We start from the raw sequence: 17,561 nt of genomic DNA on the forward strand, positions 1-17,561 counted from the left end.
GATTAGATATCAATTGAAAGTCATTCTCGACAACGCTTAATATGCCCGCCTGTTTCCTTTTCATTCCAGGGAGTCGGTTTGTCGGACGTGGATCTCAAGGGCCTGTTTCTCAAGCACGCCGATACCCTGCGCGGGTATCTGGCTCGCAAGGTACGGGACCCGCAGTTGGCGGCCGACCTGGTTCAGGAGAGCTTCCTGCGCCTGGCGGAAAAACCACCCGGCGAGCGCATCGACAATTCCCAGGGCTATCTCTATCGAACGGCGAGCAATCTGCTGATCGACCATATCCGCCAGGAAGCACGGCGCAAGACCGATTCCGTGCCTAATGAGGCGCTGGCCGAGATTGAAGATGAAGTGGCCGGGTTGGAGGCTCAGGCAATGGCGCAGCAACAGCGGCAGGCATTGAAGCAGGCATTGGCGGAGTTGCCGGAACGAACCCAGCAGATCTTCCGTCTGAATCGGATAGAGGGCATGACTCATGCCCAGGTTGCGCGGCACTTGGATATATCAGACAGCTCCGTACAAAAGCACCTGGCCAAGGCGTTGGCGTATGTCATGCAGCGCTTGCAGGACGGTCAGGTGGCGCCATCCGACGAGTGAGTTACGGAAAAACCTCCGCTCAGACGTCACAGCGTTACATAACGAAAAAATTCGAGATTCACACGTGAATAGCCAGGGTCCACAACAGCACAGCATTACCGAGGCGGCCGCCGATTGGGCGGTGCGCCTGCACGCCGGTGCCCTGACCGACCAGGAGCAGGCCGAGCTGCGCCAATGGATTGCCTGCGACAGCCGCCATGAAGCGGCGCTGCGCTTTGCCGAGCAGACCTGGGCAGCGTTGGGCGAGGTGCATAAGGACGAGCCAGTGCACCGTCAGCGTCCGGCGGCGGCGACGCTACCGGTGCGCCGAACCCCGCGACGCAGGCCGTGGCAACGTGCGGCGGCGGTGGCGCTGGTGGTGGTGGTCGCCGGCGTGGGTTGGGTGCGCGGGCCGGATGCCTGGCTGCGCATGCAGGCCGATTACGTGACCCAGAAGGGCGAAGTGCGCACCGTGCACTTGGCCGATGGCAGCACGGTAGAACTGGATTCCGCCAGCGCCATCCGGCTGGACTACGACGGCGTGCAGCGGCGCATCAGCCTGATCCAGGGATCGGCGATTTTTGACGTGGCGCCGATGGTGGGTAAGGAAACCCGGCCATTCGTGGTGCAGAGCGCCGGCGGGCAGACGCGGGCGCTGGGCACGCGGTTTGTGGTGCAGCGTGAGGACGACCGCCAGGGCTGGGTCGGCGTGTTGCAGCACAGCGTCGAAGTCTCCCTGCACGCTACACCGAAAAAAGGCCCGAGCGACCACGTGCTCAAGGAAGGCCAGGCCGCCCGCTACAGCCCCGCGCAGGGCATAGAGCCCTTGGATCAGTTTGATGTAGAGCGTGCCACCAGTTGGCGGCGTGGCGTGTTGATTTTTGATCGCCAGCCCTTGGCCAAAGTGATTGAGCAGCTCAACCGCTACCGTCCCGGTCAGGTGGTGTTGACCCATTCCGACCTGGGTGAACGTGAAGTCAGCGGCGTGTTCCGCTTAGACATGCTCGACACGGCGCTCGGCACCCTGACTCAGGAACTCCAGGTGCAACGCTTGGACCTGGCAGGCCTCAGCCTGATCTATTAATGACCTGGCGGGAGGTCTGCTCCCGCCCGCTTAAAACCCCCCGCACGAAAAACTTTTAAAAAGTCTTACTGACTTCCTGCGCCTCGTACGTCTTGCTAGGTGAGAAGCATTCGCATAAACAAAAATACGATCAGCGCAGGGAAAACCAGAAATGTCAGCACTCACCAAGGGGCGTATCACCGGTAGCCGGTTAGCCTTGGCCATTCACTTGGGCCTGTTCGCCGCAGCGGCTCCCGTGTACGCGGCGCAGCCTCAAGCGGGAGCGGCCCAGCCCGTCGTGCTGACGTTCGATATCCCTGCGCAATCCTTGGGCAGTGCCGTGTTGGCGTTCGCCGACCAGGCCGGTTTGCAAGTGTTGTTTGACAGCCAGCGCCTGCAAGGCTTGAACAGCACCGCGCTCAAAGGCAGCTTCAGCGTGCAGGAAGGCCTAGGCCGTTTGCTCGGCGCTGCGCCGGTGGAGTATCGCTTCACCAGTGAACGCCAAGTGACCCTCAACCGCGTCAGCGATGATCACGCGGGCGCCATGACCGTAGGCACCACCACCATCACCGCCAACACCAATGGCCAGGCCAGTGATTGGGTGTACCAGACCCCAAAGTCCGTGGCGGTGATCAGCCGTGACATGATCGATAAACGCCCGCCCCGTCACGCCGCCGACATGCTCGAAGAAACCGCAGGCGTCTACACCGCCGTCAACCAGCGCGATCCTGGTTTGTCGGTGAACATTCGCGGGGTGCAAGACTACGGCCGCGTGAACATGAACATCGACGGCATGCGCCAGAACTTCAACGTCAACGGCCACCAGCAACGCAACGGCACCCTGCTGATCGACCCGGAGTTCATCTCCAGTATCGAGATCGACAAGGGCAGTCAGTCGGGGCAGGGCGGCGCAGCAGTGTTGGGCGGGATTGCCTCGTTCAAGACGTTGGATGCCAGTGAGTTTTTGAAAGACGGCAAGGAATACGGCGGACGCATCCGCGCAGGCCACGGCATTGGTGAGCTGGGCAATGGCACCAATTTTAATGGCAGCGGTGTGTTTGCCTTTGGTGATGAGCGCGGCGATGTGTTGGTGGGGTACAGCGAACGGCATTTCGGCGATTACCGCTCGGGTAACCACAATGATCAGAAATTGGGCACCAACCTGCGCGCCCGCAAGGCCATGCCGGGTGCGTTCGATGATTGGTTGAACAGCGAAGTCGGTTACATGGGCAGCGTGACCCGATCACAGATCGTCAAGCTGGGCCTTAACTTGCCCAATGACCAGCGCGTGCAACTGAGCTACCTGGAAAGTGACAGCGACAGCAACGATGCCTGGGCTTACACCAGCGACGATAACCAGAGTGTGTTTTACCAACGAGTCAGCAAAAACAACCTCAACGCCAAGAATTTTGCGTTGGACTACAGCTATACCCCGGATAACCCACTGATCGATCTGAAGGCCAAGGCGTACTACGTCACCACCCAGCTTGATCGCACCAATGCGCCGAACGGCGCGACGGTAGGCACCGGAAACTACGTGGGGACCTACACTGACCACTTCCAGACGGACACCTGGGGACTACAAGGCGACAACACCTCGCGCTTTGATTTCGGTCAGTTGGGCCATGTGAGCTGGAACTACGGTGGGGAGCTGTACCAGGACGAGTTCAAACCACGCACCAACAAAGTCGAAGCCACCAACGACCTCGCTTTGCTGCCCTACGCCGAGGGTGGAACGCCGGGCGGCAAACGCACCATCGCGAGCCTGTTTAATAACCTGCAATACGAGTATGGCGATTGGCTGACCCTGGATGGCGGTTTGCGTTACGACCGTTATCGGCTCGAAGGCGAAACGGGCATGACGCTGTACCGCCGTGATCGCTTCTACAGCAGCCTGGTGGGGGCCAAGCGGGTCGTGGAAGTCTACGATGTCGATCGCGAGGAGGGGCAGTTCTCCCCCACCTTCGGCATCGCCGTCAAACCTGGCCTGGACTGGCTGCAGCTTTATACGCGCTGGGGCAAAGGCTGGCGCCCGCCGGCAGTGACCGAAACCTTCATGACGGGCCGCCCCCATGGCGGCGGCTCGGGTGAGCGCGTGTTCCCCAACCCCTATCTCAAGCCAGAGGAGTCGAAGGATTGGGAAGTAGGCGTGAACGTGTTCAAGGAAGGGCTGTTGTTCGGTGATGATCGCTTGGGCATCAAGGTGGCCTACTTTGATACCAAGATCGAAAACTTCTCCTTTCTCAACACCAGCGTCAGCCTTCCGGAAACCACATCGGGTGGTTTTCTCGGGACCATGGCCTACGTCAACAACACCAACCCCACGCGTTTCCGTGGGCTTGAGTACCAGCTCAACTACGACATGGGCCGCGTCTACGCCAACCTGAGCTTCACCCACATGATCGGCAGTAACGAGTTCTGTTCGAAGAACTATTACATGGGCGGCGCGAAGAAAAACGGCCCAAGCACAACGCGTATCGAGCGCTATGTGGATGCAAACGGCGTTTCACGAATCCGCCTCGTGACCCGCTATGAAGTACTCGACGATGACGTCGCCAACAATCGGGAAAGCTGTGGCCGGATCATGGGCAACGCCACCTACATGCCCGCCGACCGTGGCTCCTTGACCCTGGGTGCGCGCTTCCTGGACAAGCGCCTGGATACCGGTGTGCGTGTGCGCTACAGCGCGGGCAATGGGGAAAACCTCAATCAGCAGGGTTACGACCTGATCGACCAGGCGCTCTGGCCTCAATACACCCTGTATGACCTATACGGCAGTTACTGGATGACTGACCACCTGAACATTTCGCTGGCATTGGAAAACGCCACCAATGAAGCCTATTTCGTCGCCATGGGCGACGCCAACAACTTGAGCCTGGCGCGCGGCCGGACGTTGAGCGGGATGTTGGAATACAAGTTCTGATCTACGTGCAGCGGTACGTGATCAATGGTTTTACCCAACAGTGGGTAAAAAAGTGCGCCGCTTGTGCGTACTCATCAATAGCGTTGTTTAACGAGGTTTAGTGATGACTATTTCTGTTAGCTACGATTCGATCCTGAGTGATGTAACCGTCTCGGAATACCTGAGCGCTTGGGCCCTGGGCTTCAACACAGCCGGTCACGGCAACAGCAACACCGGTGGCTTCAGCAATGGCTCACTCGCCGGTGACCAGTACGCTACCCACGGCGCCAACAGCTCCGACTACGCCTTCATTGCCGACAGCGACACCAGCAATGGCCTGCACTATGTATTCAATCCACTGCTGCCAGCGAGCAGCAACCAAAACCACTTCCTGTGGGGTGAGCTGGATAACGTTCAACTGGGCACTGGTCTGGGCGGCGGTAGCGGCAGCGACTTCAGCCTGACCGACTTCAAGGTCGCCTTCAACGGCCTCGACCTGAGCGCAGCGTCGGATGCCGGTCGCGTCGGTAACGAGGTCCAGAGCGTGATCTACGGCCTGATGCAGGGCAACACGTCCGCGTTGGAAACCGTTCTCGCTGACCTGCTGGGCGCAATCGGCGAAGACCTCAACAGCACCTTCGACGAGATCAGCGCCGCTGTCGCCAGCCATGCCGCATCCTCGGCCACCACCGACGTTGCGCTGGTGGGTGTGCAAGACGTGGCACAGGACTGGGCACTCGCCGCCTAACGCCTTTGCTGCATGAAAAAAGCGAATGGAAGATCGCTCTCCCATTCGCCGCATGACACACCGCCGTCGCCCAAGCCTTCTAACTCTTCCGGCGACGGCGGTGCCAAATTCTGCGCAGCGTCGTATCGCCTGTCAACGCGGCGACCTTGCACGTTTAACCCCACGAGAACCTCCAGATGCGCCACGCCGGCAACGAAACCCTGGCCGCCCTCACGGCCTATAAAAGTGGCTTCTTCAACATCGGCCTGTTCTCGGCGGTGATCAACCTGCTGATGCTGGCCCCGGCGCTTTACATGTTGCAGGTGTACGACCGAGTGCTGGCTTCAGGCAATCAGATGACCCTGTTGATGCTGACGCTGATGATCCTCGGCCTGTTCGGCCTGATGGGCGCATTGGAGTGGGTGCGCAGCCAAGTGGTGATCCGCCTCGGCACGCAGATGGACATGCGCCTGAACCAGCGGGTGTACGACGCCGCGTTCGAGGCGCAACTCAAGGGCGGCACCCAGGCGGCGGGGCAGGCACTGAATGACCTGACGACGCTGCGCCAGTTCGCTACCGGACAGGCGTTGTTCGCGTTCTTTGATGCGCCGTGGTTTCCGGTGTACCTACTGGTGATCTTCCTCTTCCATCCCTGGCTCGGAATGCTGGCGTTGGGCGGCGCGGTGATTTTGATCGCGCTGGCGTGGATCAACCATCATGTGAGCCAGGCGCCGATGGCCCAGGCCAGCCAACTGTCTATCAGCGCGAGCCAGCAAGCCACCGCCAACCTGCGCAATGCCGACACCATCGAAGCCATGGGCATGCTTGCTACGTTGCGCGGGCGTTGGTTCAACCAGCACCAGGCGTTTCTCGCGCAGCAGAACCTGGCGAGTGAAAAGACCGCCGCTGTCAGTGCCTGGTCCAAGGGCGTGCGCCTGGCGTTGCAGTCGCTGGTGCTGGGCCTGGGCGCGTTGCTGGCGGTGCAGGGCGACATCACGCCGGGGATGATGATTGCCGGTTCCATTCTGATGGGCCGGGTGCTCACCCCCATCGACCAACTGATCGGCGTGTGGAAGCAATGGGGCTCGGCGCGCCTGGCCTTTGATCGGCTATCGAAGATGTTGGCGGACAACCCCGCGCGCCCGGCGCGCATGAGCCTGCCGGCGCCCAAGGGGCAATTGAGCGTCGAGCAACTCAGCGCCTGCGCACCCGGCAGCCGTCGGCCGGCGTTGGCCAATCTGGGCTTCAACCTGCCAGCGGGTGACGTGCTGGGGGTGATCGGGCCGTCAGGCTGCGGCAAGTCAACCCTGGCGCGGGTGCTGGTGGGCGCCTGGGCTCCACTGGCCGGCAAGGTGCGCCTGGACGGCGCCGACCTGACCCAATGGGACAAGCAGCAACTCGGCCCGCACATCGGTTATCTGCCCCAGGACATCCAACTGTTTGCCGGCAGCATCGCCGACAACATCGCGAGGTTTACCGAGCTGGATGCGGACAAGGTCCTCGCCGCCGCGCAAATGGCCGGCGTACACGACCTGATCCTGCAACTGCCCCAAGGCTATGACACGCAGTTGGGGGAGGGCGGCGCAGGCCTGTCCGGCGGCCAGAAACAACGGGTGGCCCTGGCGCGTGCGCTGTACGGTTTGCCCGCGCTGATCGTGCTGGATGAACCCAACGCCAACCTCGATGAAGTGGGCGAGCAGGCCCTGCTCCAGGCCATCGCCCAGCTCAAGCAGCAGCGTCGCACCGTGATCCTGATTACCCACAAAGCCAATGTGCTGAGCCTCACTGACCAATTGCTGATCCTCAAGGACGGCCAGTTGCAGGCCTTCGGTCCAACGGCGCGGGTGTTGGAGGCGCGGCAGAAACCGGCAGTCAGCAAACCGGTGTCGACCATGAGCATGAGTTACCGCCTCGGCGAAGGAAAACAGGCATGAGCATGAGCAAACCGATGCTGATCAGCGACGCATCCCATAACGTGCTGGCGCTGGATGACAAAAAATATTCGCGCCTGGGCTGGCTGCTGGTGCTCGGCGGATTTGTCGGGTTTATCGGCTGGGCTGCGCTGGCCCCCCTGGACAAGGGCGTCGCGGTGTCGGGCAAGGTGATGGTTTCGGGCCATCGAAAAACCGTTCAGCACCCTACCGGCGGCATCGTCGAGCGTATCGAAGTGCGCGACGGTGAGGTGGTCAACGCCGGCCAAGTGTTACTGCGCTTGAAAGAAACCCCGTTGCGCGGGCAGATGCAGTCGCTGCGCAGCCAGTACCTGGCGTCCTTGGCCACCGAGGCGCGGTTGAATGCCGAAAGCGAAGGGTTGCCTGCGATCACCTTCGGCCCTGAACTGCTGAATGAGCCGCAGGCGACCAACACCCTGAATCTGCAACGGCAACTGTTCAACAGCCGCGCCCAGTCGCTGGCCACCGAGCAACAAGGCCTGCGCGAAACCATCGCCGGGGCCGAAGCGCAGTTGCGCGGCACGCGGGATTCCCAAGCGAGCAAACTGCAGCAACGGGCGGCGCTCAATGAGCAACTGCAAGGCCTGCGCGAACTGGCGCGGGACGGTTATATCCCGCGCAATCGCCTGCTCGACAGCGAGCGCCTTTACTCGCAGATCGACGGCACCATCGCCGAGGACTATGGCCGCATCGGCCAGTTGCAGCGTCAGGTTTTAGAGCTGCGCCTGCGTATCCGCCAGCTCGGCGAAGACTTCCAGAAAGACCTGCGCAGCCAGTTGGCCGAAACCCGCACCCGCAGCGACGACCTGCGTAATCGCCTGGCGTCGGCCGAGTTCGAACTGGCCAACAGCCTGGTCCGCGCCCCGGCGTCCGGCGTGGTGGTGGGGTTGGACGTGTACACCGAAGGCGGCGTGATCAAGCCCGGTCAGGCGCTGATGGACATCGTGCCCCAGGGCGAGCCGCTGTTGGTGGAAGCGCGGGTGCCGGTGCAGATGGTCGACAAAGTGCACCCCGGTTTACCGGTGGAACTGCTGTTCTCGGCCTTCAACCAGGCCACCACGCCGCGGGTGGCGGGTGAGGTGACATTGGTATCCGCCGACCGCCAGGTCGATGAACGCACCGATGAGCCTTATTACACGTTGCGTGCCCAAGTCAGCACGGCGGGTATGCAGCAACTCGCCGGCGCACAGATCCGTCCCGGCATGCCGGTGGAAACGTTCATAAAGACCGGTGAACGGTCGATGCTCAACTACCTGTTCAAACCTTTGCTGGACCGCACCCATATGGCCTTGGTGGAAGAATGAAGGCGCTGCTGTTTACCTTGTGCGTGAGCTTTACACCGGCTGCGCAAGCCCTGGGGTTGTTGGATGCGTACGACCTGGCGCTGCGCAATGACCCGACCTTTCAGGCCGCCATCCAGGCGCGTGAGGCCGGTGAAGAGAATCGCGTGATAGGTCGGGCGGCGTTGCTGCCGAATCTGTCGTGGAGCTACAACAATTCGCGCAACGAGTCGCAGGTGACCGCAGGTGATGTCACCAGCGACCGCGACTACCGCAGCTATGCCTCGACCCTGACCTTGCAGCAACCACTGCTGGACTACGAAGCCTACGCGCGGTTTCGCCAAGGCACGGCCCAGGCGCTGATGGCCGATGAGCGCTTTCGCGGCAAAAGCCAGGAACTTGCGGTGCGGGTACTCAGCGCTTATAGCCAGGCGTTGCTGGCCCAGGAACGCATCGAGTTGAGCCGCGCGCAGAAACGCGCATTTGCCGAACGCCTGCAACTCAACGATCGCCTGCTCAAAGGTGGCGAGGGGACACGTACCGATGTCCTGGAAACCCAAGCGCGCCTGAGCCTGGCCCAGGCTGAAGAAATCGAATCCCTGGATGCCCAGGACAGCGCCCTGCGAGAGTTGGAAGCCATCGTCGGCCAACCGCTGCAGATCGAAGAACTGGCGCCGCTGACCCGTCAATTCGATATCCCGCCCCTGGAGCCGAACCGTTTCGAGACCTGGCGGGAAATGGCCATGGCCAACAATCCGGAGCTTAAATCCCAGCATTACGCGTTGGACGTGGCGTCCTACAAAGTGGAGCGCAAACGCGCCGGGCACATGCCCAAGGTCAGCCTGTACGCCAGCAGCCGCCAGACCCGTTCCGATTCGGAAAGCAGCTACAACCAGCAGTACGATACCAACAGCGTCGGCATTCAGGTCAGCTTGCCGTTGTTTGCCGGCGGTTCGGTGTCGGCTTCTACTCGTCAGGCGGGCAATCAATTGAGCCAGGCCCAGTACGAACTGGACGCGCAAACCTCGGCCACGCTGGTGGAGTTGCGCAAGCAGTTCAACCTCAATACCAGCGGCGCGGCAAAAGTGCGGGCTTATGAAATGGCCGTCAGTTCCGCCACGGCGCTGGTCACCGCGACGAAGAAAAGCGTCAGCGGTGGCGAGCGCGTTAACCTCGACGTGCTCGACGCCGAACAGCAACTGTTCACCGCCCGCCGCGACCTGGCGAACGCTCGACATGCGTATTTGCTGGCCAGGATTCAGTTGAAGTATTACGCGGGACTGCTCAGCGAGCAGGACTTGCGGGCGTTGGCGGGGTATTTCCAACCGTCGGCCTGACAACGCTATTTGCCAATACACCAAGCCAATGTGGGAGGGGGCTTGCCCCCGATAGAAGTGCGTCAATCAGCAAACCTTCAACTGACCCACCGCCATCGGGAGCAAGCCCCCTCCCACATGTTGAACTGCTACCAGCCTTGGGATTACCGACGAGTCAGCAACACCCCCGATTCCATGTGGTGCGTCCACGGGAACTGGTCAAACATCGCGCATTGCGTAATGCGGTGCGTGTCATGCAACTGCGCAATGTTCGCCGCCAACGTCTCCGGGTTGCAGGAGATGTACAGAATGTTGTCGAAGCGACGGGTCAATTCGCAAGTGTCCGGGTCCATGCCGGCGCGGGGCGGGTCGACGAAGACGCTGCCGAATTCGTAGCTCTTCAGATCGATGCCCTGCAGGCGACGGAACGGGCGCACTTCATTCAGCGCTTGGGTGAGTTCTTCGGCAGAGAGTCGCACCAGCGTGACGTTATCCACCGCGTTTTCATCGAGGTTGCTCAGGGCCGCATTCACCGAGGTCTTGCTGATTTCGGTGGCCAGCACTTTGCGTACGCGGGTGGCGAGCGGCAGGGTGAAGTTGCCGTTGCCGCAGTACAGCTCCAGCAAGTCATCCGGGCGATCGCCCAAGGCTTCGTATGCCCAGTTGAGCATCTTCTGGTTCACCGTGCCGTTGGGCTGGGTGAACGCGCCTTCGGGTTGGCGGTAGCTGAAAGTGCGCCCGCCCACGTCGAGTTTTTCCACCACGTAGTCGTGGCCGATCACATCGCGCTTGCCCTTGGAGCGGCCGATGATGCTGACATTCAAATCAGCTGCCAGCTTGTTCGCCGCCGTGTGCCAATGCTCGTCCAGCGGGCGGTGATAACACAGGGTAATCATCGCATCGCCGGCCAGGGTGGTGAGGAACTCCACTTGGAACAGCTTGTGGCTCAGGGCGGCGCTGGCCTGCCAGGCGGCCTTGAGTTGCGGCATCAACTGATTGATGCGTTGGCTGGCAATCGGGAATTCTTCGATCAGGATCGGCGTGCGCTTGTCGTCCTGGGAGAACATGGCGTAGTGGCGATCTCCGCCTTCGCGCCACAGGCGGAACTCCGCCCGCAGGCGGAAGTTCTGCAGCGGTGAGTCGAATACCTGTGGCTCGGGCGCGTCGAACGGCGCCAGCAGGTCACGCAAGCGCGTGACCTTGTCTTGCAGTTGAACGGTGTAGCTTGCGGCGTCAAAAGTCATGCGTTGAACCAGCCCAGCTTGATCACGAACAGAATCGACAGAATCACCAGCGCTGGGTTCAGCTCACGGTAGCGGCCCGAAAGCAGCTTGATGGCGGTCCAGGCGATGAAACCGAAGGCGATGCCGTTGGCAATGGAGTATGTGAAGGGCATCGCCAGGGCGGTGACCACCACCGGCGCTGCAACAGTAATGTCATCCCAGTCGATTTCTGCCAGGCCCTGGGTCATCAGCACCGCCACGAACAGCAGTGCCGGCGCCGTGGCAAACGCCGGTACGCTGGCGGCCAGCGGCGAGAAGAACAGCGCCAACAGGAACAGGATCGCCACCACGATGGCGGTCAAACCGGTACGGCCACCGGCGCTCACGCCCGCGGCGGATTCGATGTAGCTGGTGGTGGTCGAAGTGCCCAGCAGCGAACCGGCCATGGCGGCGGTGCTGTCGGCGATCAGGGCGCGGCCCATTTTCGGCATGTGGCCGTCCTTGCTCATCAGGCCGGCGCGCTTGGCGACGCCGATCAGGGTGCCGGAGTTGTCGAACAGGTCAACGAACAGGAACGCGAAGATCACGCTGACCAGGCCGATGTCCAGTGCGCCTTTGATATCCAGCTGCAGGAAGGTCGGGGCCAGCGAAGGGGGCATCGAGGTCACGCCGCCAAACGGGGTCACGCCCAGGACGATGGACGCGATAGTGACCGCAAGAATGCCGATCAGCACCGCGCCGCGCACGGCCAGGGCTTCCAGTGCGACGATCAGCACAAAACCGAGGGTGGCGAGGATCGGGGCCGCTTTTGTCAGGTCGCCCAGGCCTACCATGGTGGCCGGGTTGCTCACCACGATTCCGGCGTTGTGCAGGGCGATCAACGCCAGGAACAGGCCGATACCGGCGGCAATCGCCGAACGCAGGGGAAGCGGGATGGCGTTGATGATCCACTCACGGATGCGGAAGATCGACAGCAGGAAGAACAGCACCGCCGAAATAAACACCGCACCCAGCGCCACTTGCCAGGTGTGGCCCATGTGCAGGACCACGGTATAGGTAAAGAAGGCGTTGAGGCCCATGCCCGGCGCGAGTGCGATCGGGTAGTTGGCGATCAGGCCCATCACGGTCGAGCCGATGGCCGCCGCGAGGCAGGTCGCGACAAATACCGCGCCCTTATCCATGCCGGTTTCGCCGAGGATGCTCGGGTTCACGAACAGGATGTAGGCCATGGCCAGGAATGTCGTGATGCCCGCGAGAATCTCGGTGCGCACGTTCGTGTTATGTGCCTTGAGTTGAAACAGCTTTTCCAGCATGCCTGCTCCCTGTGACGCTATCTTGCGTCGTGATTTGTTGACCTCTAAGTCAAAGCACAAACTGCGCCAAACGCCTGTGGTTTCAGAGAGGATCGGAAAAAGCGGCGCATCATACCAGCAGCCGAGGCTGTATGGCGCATGGCCTTGAGGCATACTGCGCCGACGTTCAATACCGGGTCATCGACAGCATGAAAAAAGCCAACGCGTGGAGTCTAGCCCTGATCCCTTGTCTCGGCCTGTGGCTGGGTGCGGCACCGGTCTGGGGCGCGACTGCACCGGCCTTGAGCGAAGTGCGCGTGTTCAAGGTCGAATCGGCCAAGTGCACCGAAACCATTCCAGAGCGCACCAGCACCACGCAGATGTGCACGCACCGAGGGCCGACCAAGGTGTCGGTGATGGAAGTAGGCCTGGGTAACAACCCGGTCGGCCTCTTCAACGGCGCGGTGCTCAACGGCCAGCGCACGCCGGTGTGCCAGGTCGGCAACGTCAGCCAGGCCTGCGCTGGCGGGGGCACCTTGATGGGCTACATCTATGTGTTTGACCTGAATGTGGAAGCCCAGGGCTGGTTCGAATACAGCAACTCATCGATCAATCCCCCGCGAAACACCTTGAAGACCCTGCTCAATATCCGCTGATCAATCATCTTGAACGCTCAAAACCCCGGGAAGTCGTACCCCTGAGACGGCGACTTTCCTGAACGCCGCGGATGTACACCAACCCGTGAGGTGTTTATGAGCGCGACCCCCAATGGCGCGGCGGCCCAACCGTTCGTCGCCCACTCCATACGCTTGACCCTCAATGGCCAGGATCGTCAGTTGGACGTATTGCCCTGGACCACGTTGTTGGACTTGCTACGGGAACAACTCGACCTGGTCGGCAGTAAAAAAGGCTGCGACCACGGCCAATGTGGTGCCTGCACCGTCCTGCGCGATGGCAAGCGCATAAACGCCTGCCTGACCCTGGCCGTGATGTGCGATGGCGCCGAGCTGACCACCATCGAAGGCTTGGCCAGCGGCGATCAGTTGCACCCGATGCAGCAAGCCTTTATCAAACACGACGCCTTCCAGTGCGGCTACTGCACGCCGGGCCAGATCTGCTCCGCCGTCGGCCTGGCCAATGAAGGCCGTGCCCACGACACTGCACAAATCCAGGAATTGATGAGCGGCAACCTGTGCCGCTGCGGTGCCTATACCAATATCCGCGATGCCATCAAAGACGGCCTGGGAGGTGAGCAATGAATCCCTTCCACTATAGCAAACCTGTCGACGTACAGGAGGCCGTGCACCTGACCAGCGGCGCATCGCGTTTTATTGCCGGTGGTACGAACCTGTTGGACCTGATGAAAGAAAACATCAGCCGTCCCGAACACCTGATCGATATCACCGGCCTGCCACTGCATGGAATTGAAGAAACCGCCGATGGCGGCCTGCGGATCGGCGCGCTGGTGAGCAACGCCGACCTGGCCTGGCACCCGCTGATTGAAGAGCGTTACCCGCTGCTGTCCCAAGCCATCCTCGCAGGTGCTTCGCCGCAACTGCGCAACATGGCCAGTACCGGCGGTAACTTGCTGCAGCGCACCCGTTGCTACTACTTCTACGACGCCACGGTGCCGTGCAATAAACGCGAACCCGGCAGTGGTTGCCCGGCCCGCAGCGGGTTGAACCGTATCCATGCGATTCTTGGCGCCAGCGCGCAGTGCGTGGCCACTCATCCGTCGGACATGTGCGTCGCCTTGGCTGCGTTGGAGGCGCGGGTGCATGTGGAGGGACGCGGCGGCGCACGGGTCATCGAGTTCGCCGACTTCCATCGTCTTCCTGGCGATACGCCGCAGCGCGACAACCTGCTGGCCGACGATGAGCTGATCACTGCAATTGAATTGCCCGCCGACCATCTGGCACGTCACAGCCACTATTTGAAGATTCGCGATCGCGCGTCTTACGCGTTTGCCTTGGTCTCAGTCGCCGCCGCCCTTGAACTGGACGGCGACACTATCGTTGACGCTCGCCTGGCCCTCGGCGGCGTGGCCCACAAACCCTGGCGTGACCGCGCGGTAGAGGCCGCGCTGATTGGTCAGACCGTCAGCCGCGAAACCTTCAGCAACGCCGCCGACGTGCTGCTGCAAGACGCCGAGCCGCTGGAACATAACGGCTTCAAGATCAAGCTCGCGCGCCGCGCAATTATCCGCGCGCTGAGCGACGCCGCCGTTGCAGGAGAACAGCCATGACCGCTATCGGTAAACCCTTGAACCGTGTCGACGGTCTGCTCAAGGTCACAGGCCAGGCGCGTTACGCCGGTGAGTTTCCTGAGGCTGGCCTGCTTCATGGCAGCGTGGTGTCCAGCACCATCGCCAAAGGCCGTGTTATCAACATCGACGCGTCCAAAGCGTTAGCGCTGCCGGGTGTGGTGGATGTTATCCATCATCTCAACCGCCCGAAAATCGCCAGCTATGACGACGCCTTCGCCGATGACGATGCGGCGGATGGCTCGCCGTTTCGCCCGCTGTACAACGACCGCGTGCTCTACAGCGGCCAGCCCCTGGCATTGGTCATCGCCGATAACCTGGAGTTAGCGCGACACGCCGGCTCGCTGGTGCATATCGACTATGAGTGCGAGGACTTCGAGACCGATCTGCTCGCCCAGCAGGAACTGGCCTATCCCTCGCCGCAAACCCCGCCCAAGCCGCGCGGTAACTTCCAGGCTGAATGGTCCGGCGCGGCCATCAGCCTCGATCTGCACTACAGCACACCCATCGAACACCACAATCCGATGGAGCCCCACGCCAGCACCGTGCTGTATCAGCCGGATGGCACCCTGCACATCCATGACAAGACTCAGGGCCCGCAGAACTGCCAGGCCTATGTGCAAAAAGTCTTCGGCCTGGATAAAAGTCAGGTGCGCATCTTTGCTGCGTTCGTCGGGGGCGCCTTCGGCTCTGGTCTGCGCCCGCAGTACCAATTGCCTTTGGCGGTGATGGCGTCTCTGGCGCTCAAGCGTTCGGTGCGGGTCACCCTGACGCGCCAGCAGATGTTCACCTTTGGCTACCGCCCGCGCACCCTGCAGCGTTTGCAGATGGGCGCCGCCGCCAACGGCCGTTTGCTGGCGCTGGGGCATACCGCGATTGGCCAGACCTCGCGCTTCGAGGACTTCAGTGAACACGTGGTGGAATGGAGCGGCATGCTCTATCACTGCGACAACGTGCAGCTTACTTATAAGTTGGTGCCGCTGGATGTCTTCACGCCCCTGGACATGCGCGCGCCAGGCGCCGCGTTGGGCGTGATTGGCCTGGAATGCGCCATGGATGAACTGGCCTGCGCGCTGGGCATGGACCCGGTGCAACTGCGGCTGATCAACTACGCCGAACGCAACCAGAACGAAGATAAACCCTGGTCGAGCAAAGCCCTGCGCGAGTGTTACCGCGAAGGCGCCGAGCGTTTCGGCTGGAAGCAGCGCAACCCGGAGCCGCGCAGCATGCGCGACGGCCGCCAGTTGATTGGTTGGGGCATGGCCGGCGGGGTGTGGGAGGCCATGCAAATGAAGGCCAGCGCTAAGGCGCGCATCGATTCGCTGGGCAAATTGACGGTCAGCAGCGCCACCACCGACATCGGCACCGGTACGTACACGGTGATGACTCAGATCGCGGCCCAGGCCAGTGGCGTGGCTGTCGACGATGTCAATTTTCTACTCGGTGACTCGTCTTTACCCACCGCGCCGTTGCAGGGTGGATCGTTTACCGTGTCTTCAGTGGGCACTGCCGTGCAGCAAGCCTGCGAAGCGTTGACGGCCAAACTGCTGAGCATTGCCCGCCAGACTTACCCGGTGTTCAAGGACGCCGAGTCCGTTCGCTTTGAAGACGGCCAACTGCACACCGGTGACGTGAGTGTGTCGCTGGCGCAGTTGGTCAAGGACAGTGGCGAAGACGCATTGGAAGTGCAGGTCGACAGCGAGCCGGACAAAAAACGCGAGGGTTACGCCACCGCCACCCACTCGGCGGTGTTCGTCGAGGTCCAGGTCGACGAAGACCTGGGAACAATCAAAGTGCGGCGTGTGGTCAGCGCGATTGCGGCCGGGCGCGTGGTCAATCCGAAGATGGCCCGCAGCCAGATTCTCGGCGGGGTGGTGTGGGGAATCGGCATGGCATTGCACGAAGAAACCCAGATCGACCATCAACTGGGGCGCTACATGAACCACAGCCTGGCCGAGTACCACATCCCGGTGAATGCCGATATCGGCGAGATTGACGTGGTATTTGTCGAAGAGCACGACGAGATCGTCAATGCACTGGGTTCCAAGGGTGTTGGCGAGATCGGCATTGTCGGGGTAGCGGCGGCGGTAGCCAACGCGATTTACCATGCCACCGGCAAGCGGGTGCGGGAGTTTCCGATCACCCTGGATAAGGTGCTCTGACGCGGTCCAGCAAACATTGAAGATCCAAACGTGGGAGGGGGCTTGCTCTCGATGGCGGAGTTTCAGTCCAAGCATAACTTGGCTGATCCACCGCTATCGGGAGCAAGCCCCCTCCCACATTGACCTTATTGCCACATTGAATCACGCAGCGGGCTTGATGCTTTCCTCCACTGGCACATGCATACGATCCCGATTCGCCAGTGTCGGGAACAGTTTTATCCACACTTCGGTTACCACCAGCGTACCGATTCCGCCCATGACCACGGCGGGCACGGTGCCGAACCAGTGCGCAGTGATACCGGACTCGAACTCGCCTAACCACCGGCAAGCGGGTGCGGGAGTTTCCGATCACCCTGGCTAAGGTGCTCTGACGCGGTCCAGCAAACATTGAAGATCCAAACGTGGGAGGGGGCTTGCTCCCGATGGCGGAGTTTCAGTCCAAGCATAAGTTGGCTGATCCACCGCTATCGGGAGCAAGCCCCCTCCTACATTGACCTTATTGCCACATTGAATCACGCAGCGGGCTTGATGCTTTCCTCCACCGGCACATGCATACGATCCCGATTCGCCAGTGTCGGGAACAATTTTATCCACACTCCGGTTACCACCAGCGTACCGATTCCGCCCATGACCACGGCGGGCACGGTGCCGAACCAGTGCGCAGTGATACCGGACTCGAACTCGCCTAACCACCGGCAAGCGGGTGCGGGAGTTTCCGATCACCCTGGATAAGGTGCTCTGACGCGGTCCAGCAAGCATTGAAGATCCAAACGTGGGAGGGGGCTTGCTCCCGATGGCAGAG

Annotated in this window: 13 protein-coding genes and 2 pseudogenes; 11 read left to right on the forward strand and 4 right to left on the reverse strand. The window is 61.3% G+C overall.

The features are described from left to right. Positions 1 to 78: 78 nt before the first annotated feature. The 7 genes from CKW32_RS24755 to CKW32_RS24785 all read left to right on the forward strand — a co-directional run bounded on the left by CKW32_RS24755 (position 79) and on the right by CKW32_RS24785 (position 9,840). Positions 79 to 600, forward strand: coding sequence for an RNA polymerase sigma factor (locus CKW32_RS24755; protein WP_095186230.1), 522 nt, complete (start codon positions 79 to 81; stop codon positions 598 to 600). Between the two features lie 64 nt (positions 601 to 664). Next, positions 665 to 1,663, forward strand: a complete 999-nt coding sequence (locus CKW32_RS24760; protein WP_095186231.1) for a FecR family protein — start codon at positions 665 to 667, stop codon at positions 1,661 to 1,663. A 151-nt stretch (positions 1,664 to 1,814) separates the two neighbouring features. After that, positions 1,815 to 4,565, forward strand: coding sequence for a TonB-dependent receptor (locus CKW32_RS24765; RefSeq protein ID WP_095186232.1), 2,751 nt, complete (start codon positions 1,815 to 1,817; stop codon positions 4,563 to 4,565). A gap of 103 nt (positions 4,566 to 4,668) precedes the next feature. Next, positions 4,669 to 5,292, forward strand: a complete 624-nt coding sequence (locus tag CKW32_RS24770) for a heme acquisition protein HasA (RefSeq protein WP_032884649.1) — start codon at positions 4,669 to 4,671, stop codon at positions 5,290 to 5,292. A 176-nt stretch (positions 5,293 to 5,468) separates the two neighbouring features. Further along, positions 5,469 to 7,205: a type I secretion system permease/ATPase gene (locus CKW32_RS24775; RefSeq protein ID WP_032884650.1), complete on the forward strand. Its 1,737-nt coding sequence runs from the start codon at positions 5,469 to 5,471 to the stop codon at positions 7,203 to 7,205. 2 nt (positions 7,206 to 7,207) lie between these two features. Then, positions 7,208 to 8,527, forward strand: a complete 1,320-nt coding sequence (locus tag CKW32_RS24780; RefSeq protein ID WP_095186267.1) for an HlyD family type I secretion periplasmic adaptor subunit — start codon at positions 7,208 to 7,210, stop codon at positions 8,525 to 8,527. Next, on the forward strand, positions 8,524 to 9,840 hold the full coding sequence (locus tag CKW32_RS24785; protein WP_095186233.1) for a TolC family outer membrane protein: 1,317 nt from the start codon (positions 8,524 to 8,526) through the stop codon (positions 9,838 to 9,840). The genes CKW32_RS24780 and CKW32_RS24785 overlap by 4 nt, the downstream gene beginning before the upstream one ends. Before the next feature lie 143 nt (positions 9,841 to 9,983). Here the strand turns inward: CKW32_RS24785 and trmA are convergent, their stop codons facing one another. Both trmA and CKW32_RS24795 read right to left on the reverse strand, forming a co-directional pair. Further along, complete coding sequence (gene trmA, locus CKW32_RS24790; RefSeq protein WP_095186234.1) at positions 9,984 to 11,063, reverse strand: tRNA (uridine(54)-C5)-methyltransferase TrmA; 1,080 nt, start codon at positions 11,061 to 11,063, stop codon at positions 9,984 to 9,986. Then, positions 11,060 to 12,355, reverse strand: coding sequence for an NCS2 family permease (locus CKW32_RS24795; protein ID WP_032884654.1), 1,296 nt, complete (start codon positions 12,353 to 12,355; stop codon positions 11,060 to 11,062). The genes trmA and CKW32_RS24795 overlap by 4 nt, the downstream gene beginning before the upstream one ends. Positions 12,356 to 12,543: 188 nt before the next feature. Between CKW32_RS24795 and CKW32_RS24800 the strand changes: the two genes are divergently transcribed. From CKW32_RS24800 to CKW32_RS24815, 4 genes are all read left to right on the forward strand, one after another. Continuing rightward, on the forward strand, positions 12,544 to 12,990 hold the full coding sequence (locus tag CKW32_RS24800; protein ID WP_095186268.1) for a DUF4879 domain-containing protein: 447 nt from the start codon (positions 12,544 to 12,546) through the stop codon (positions 12,988 to 12,990). 96 nt (positions 12,991 to 13,086) lie between these two features. Beyond that, complete coding sequence (locus tag CKW32_RS24805; RefSeq protein ID WP_095186235.1) at positions 13,087 to 13,593, forward strand: (2Fe-2S)-binding protein; 507 nt, start codon at positions 13,087 to 13,089, stop codon at positions 13,591 to 13,593. After that, positions 13,590 to 14,579, forward strand: a complete 990-nt coding sequence (locus tag CKW32_RS24810; protein WP_032884656.1) for a xanthine dehydrogenase family protein subunit M — start codon at positions 13,590 to 13,592, stop codon at positions 14,577 to 14,579. The genes CKW32_RS24805 and CKW32_RS24810 overlap by 4 nt, the downstream gene beginning before the upstream one ends. Then, positions 14,576 to 16,759 (forward strand): xanthine dehydrogenase family protein molybdopterin-binding subunit, encoded by a 2,184-nt coding sequence (locus tag CKW32_RS24815; RefSeq protein ID WP_095186236.1) that lies wholly within the window; start codon positions 14,576 to 14,578, stop codon positions 16,757 to 16,759. The genes CKW32_RS24810 and CKW32_RS24815 overlap by 4 nt, the downstream gene beginning before the upstream one ends. Positions 16,760 to 16,900: 141 nt before the next feature. Here CKW32_RS24815 and CKW32_RS28180 read toward each other — a convergent pair. Beyond that, positions 16,901 to 17,089 (reverse strand): annotated as a pseudogene (locus CKW32_RS28180) (MFS transporter); the annotation flags it as partial. Between the two features lie 182 nt (positions 17,090 to 17,271). Then, a pseudogene (locus CKW32_RS28185) lies at positions 17,272 to 17,460 on the reverse strand (MFS transporter); the annotation flags it as partial. Positions 17,461 to 17,561: the final 101 nt, after the last annotated feature.

The organism is Pseudomonas sp. Irchel 3H9 (genome assembly GCF_900187495.1).
Taxonomy (GTDB): Bacteria; Pseudomonadota; Gammaproteobacteria; order Pseudomonadales; family Pseudomonadaceae; genus Aquipseudomonas; species Aquipseudomonas sivasensis.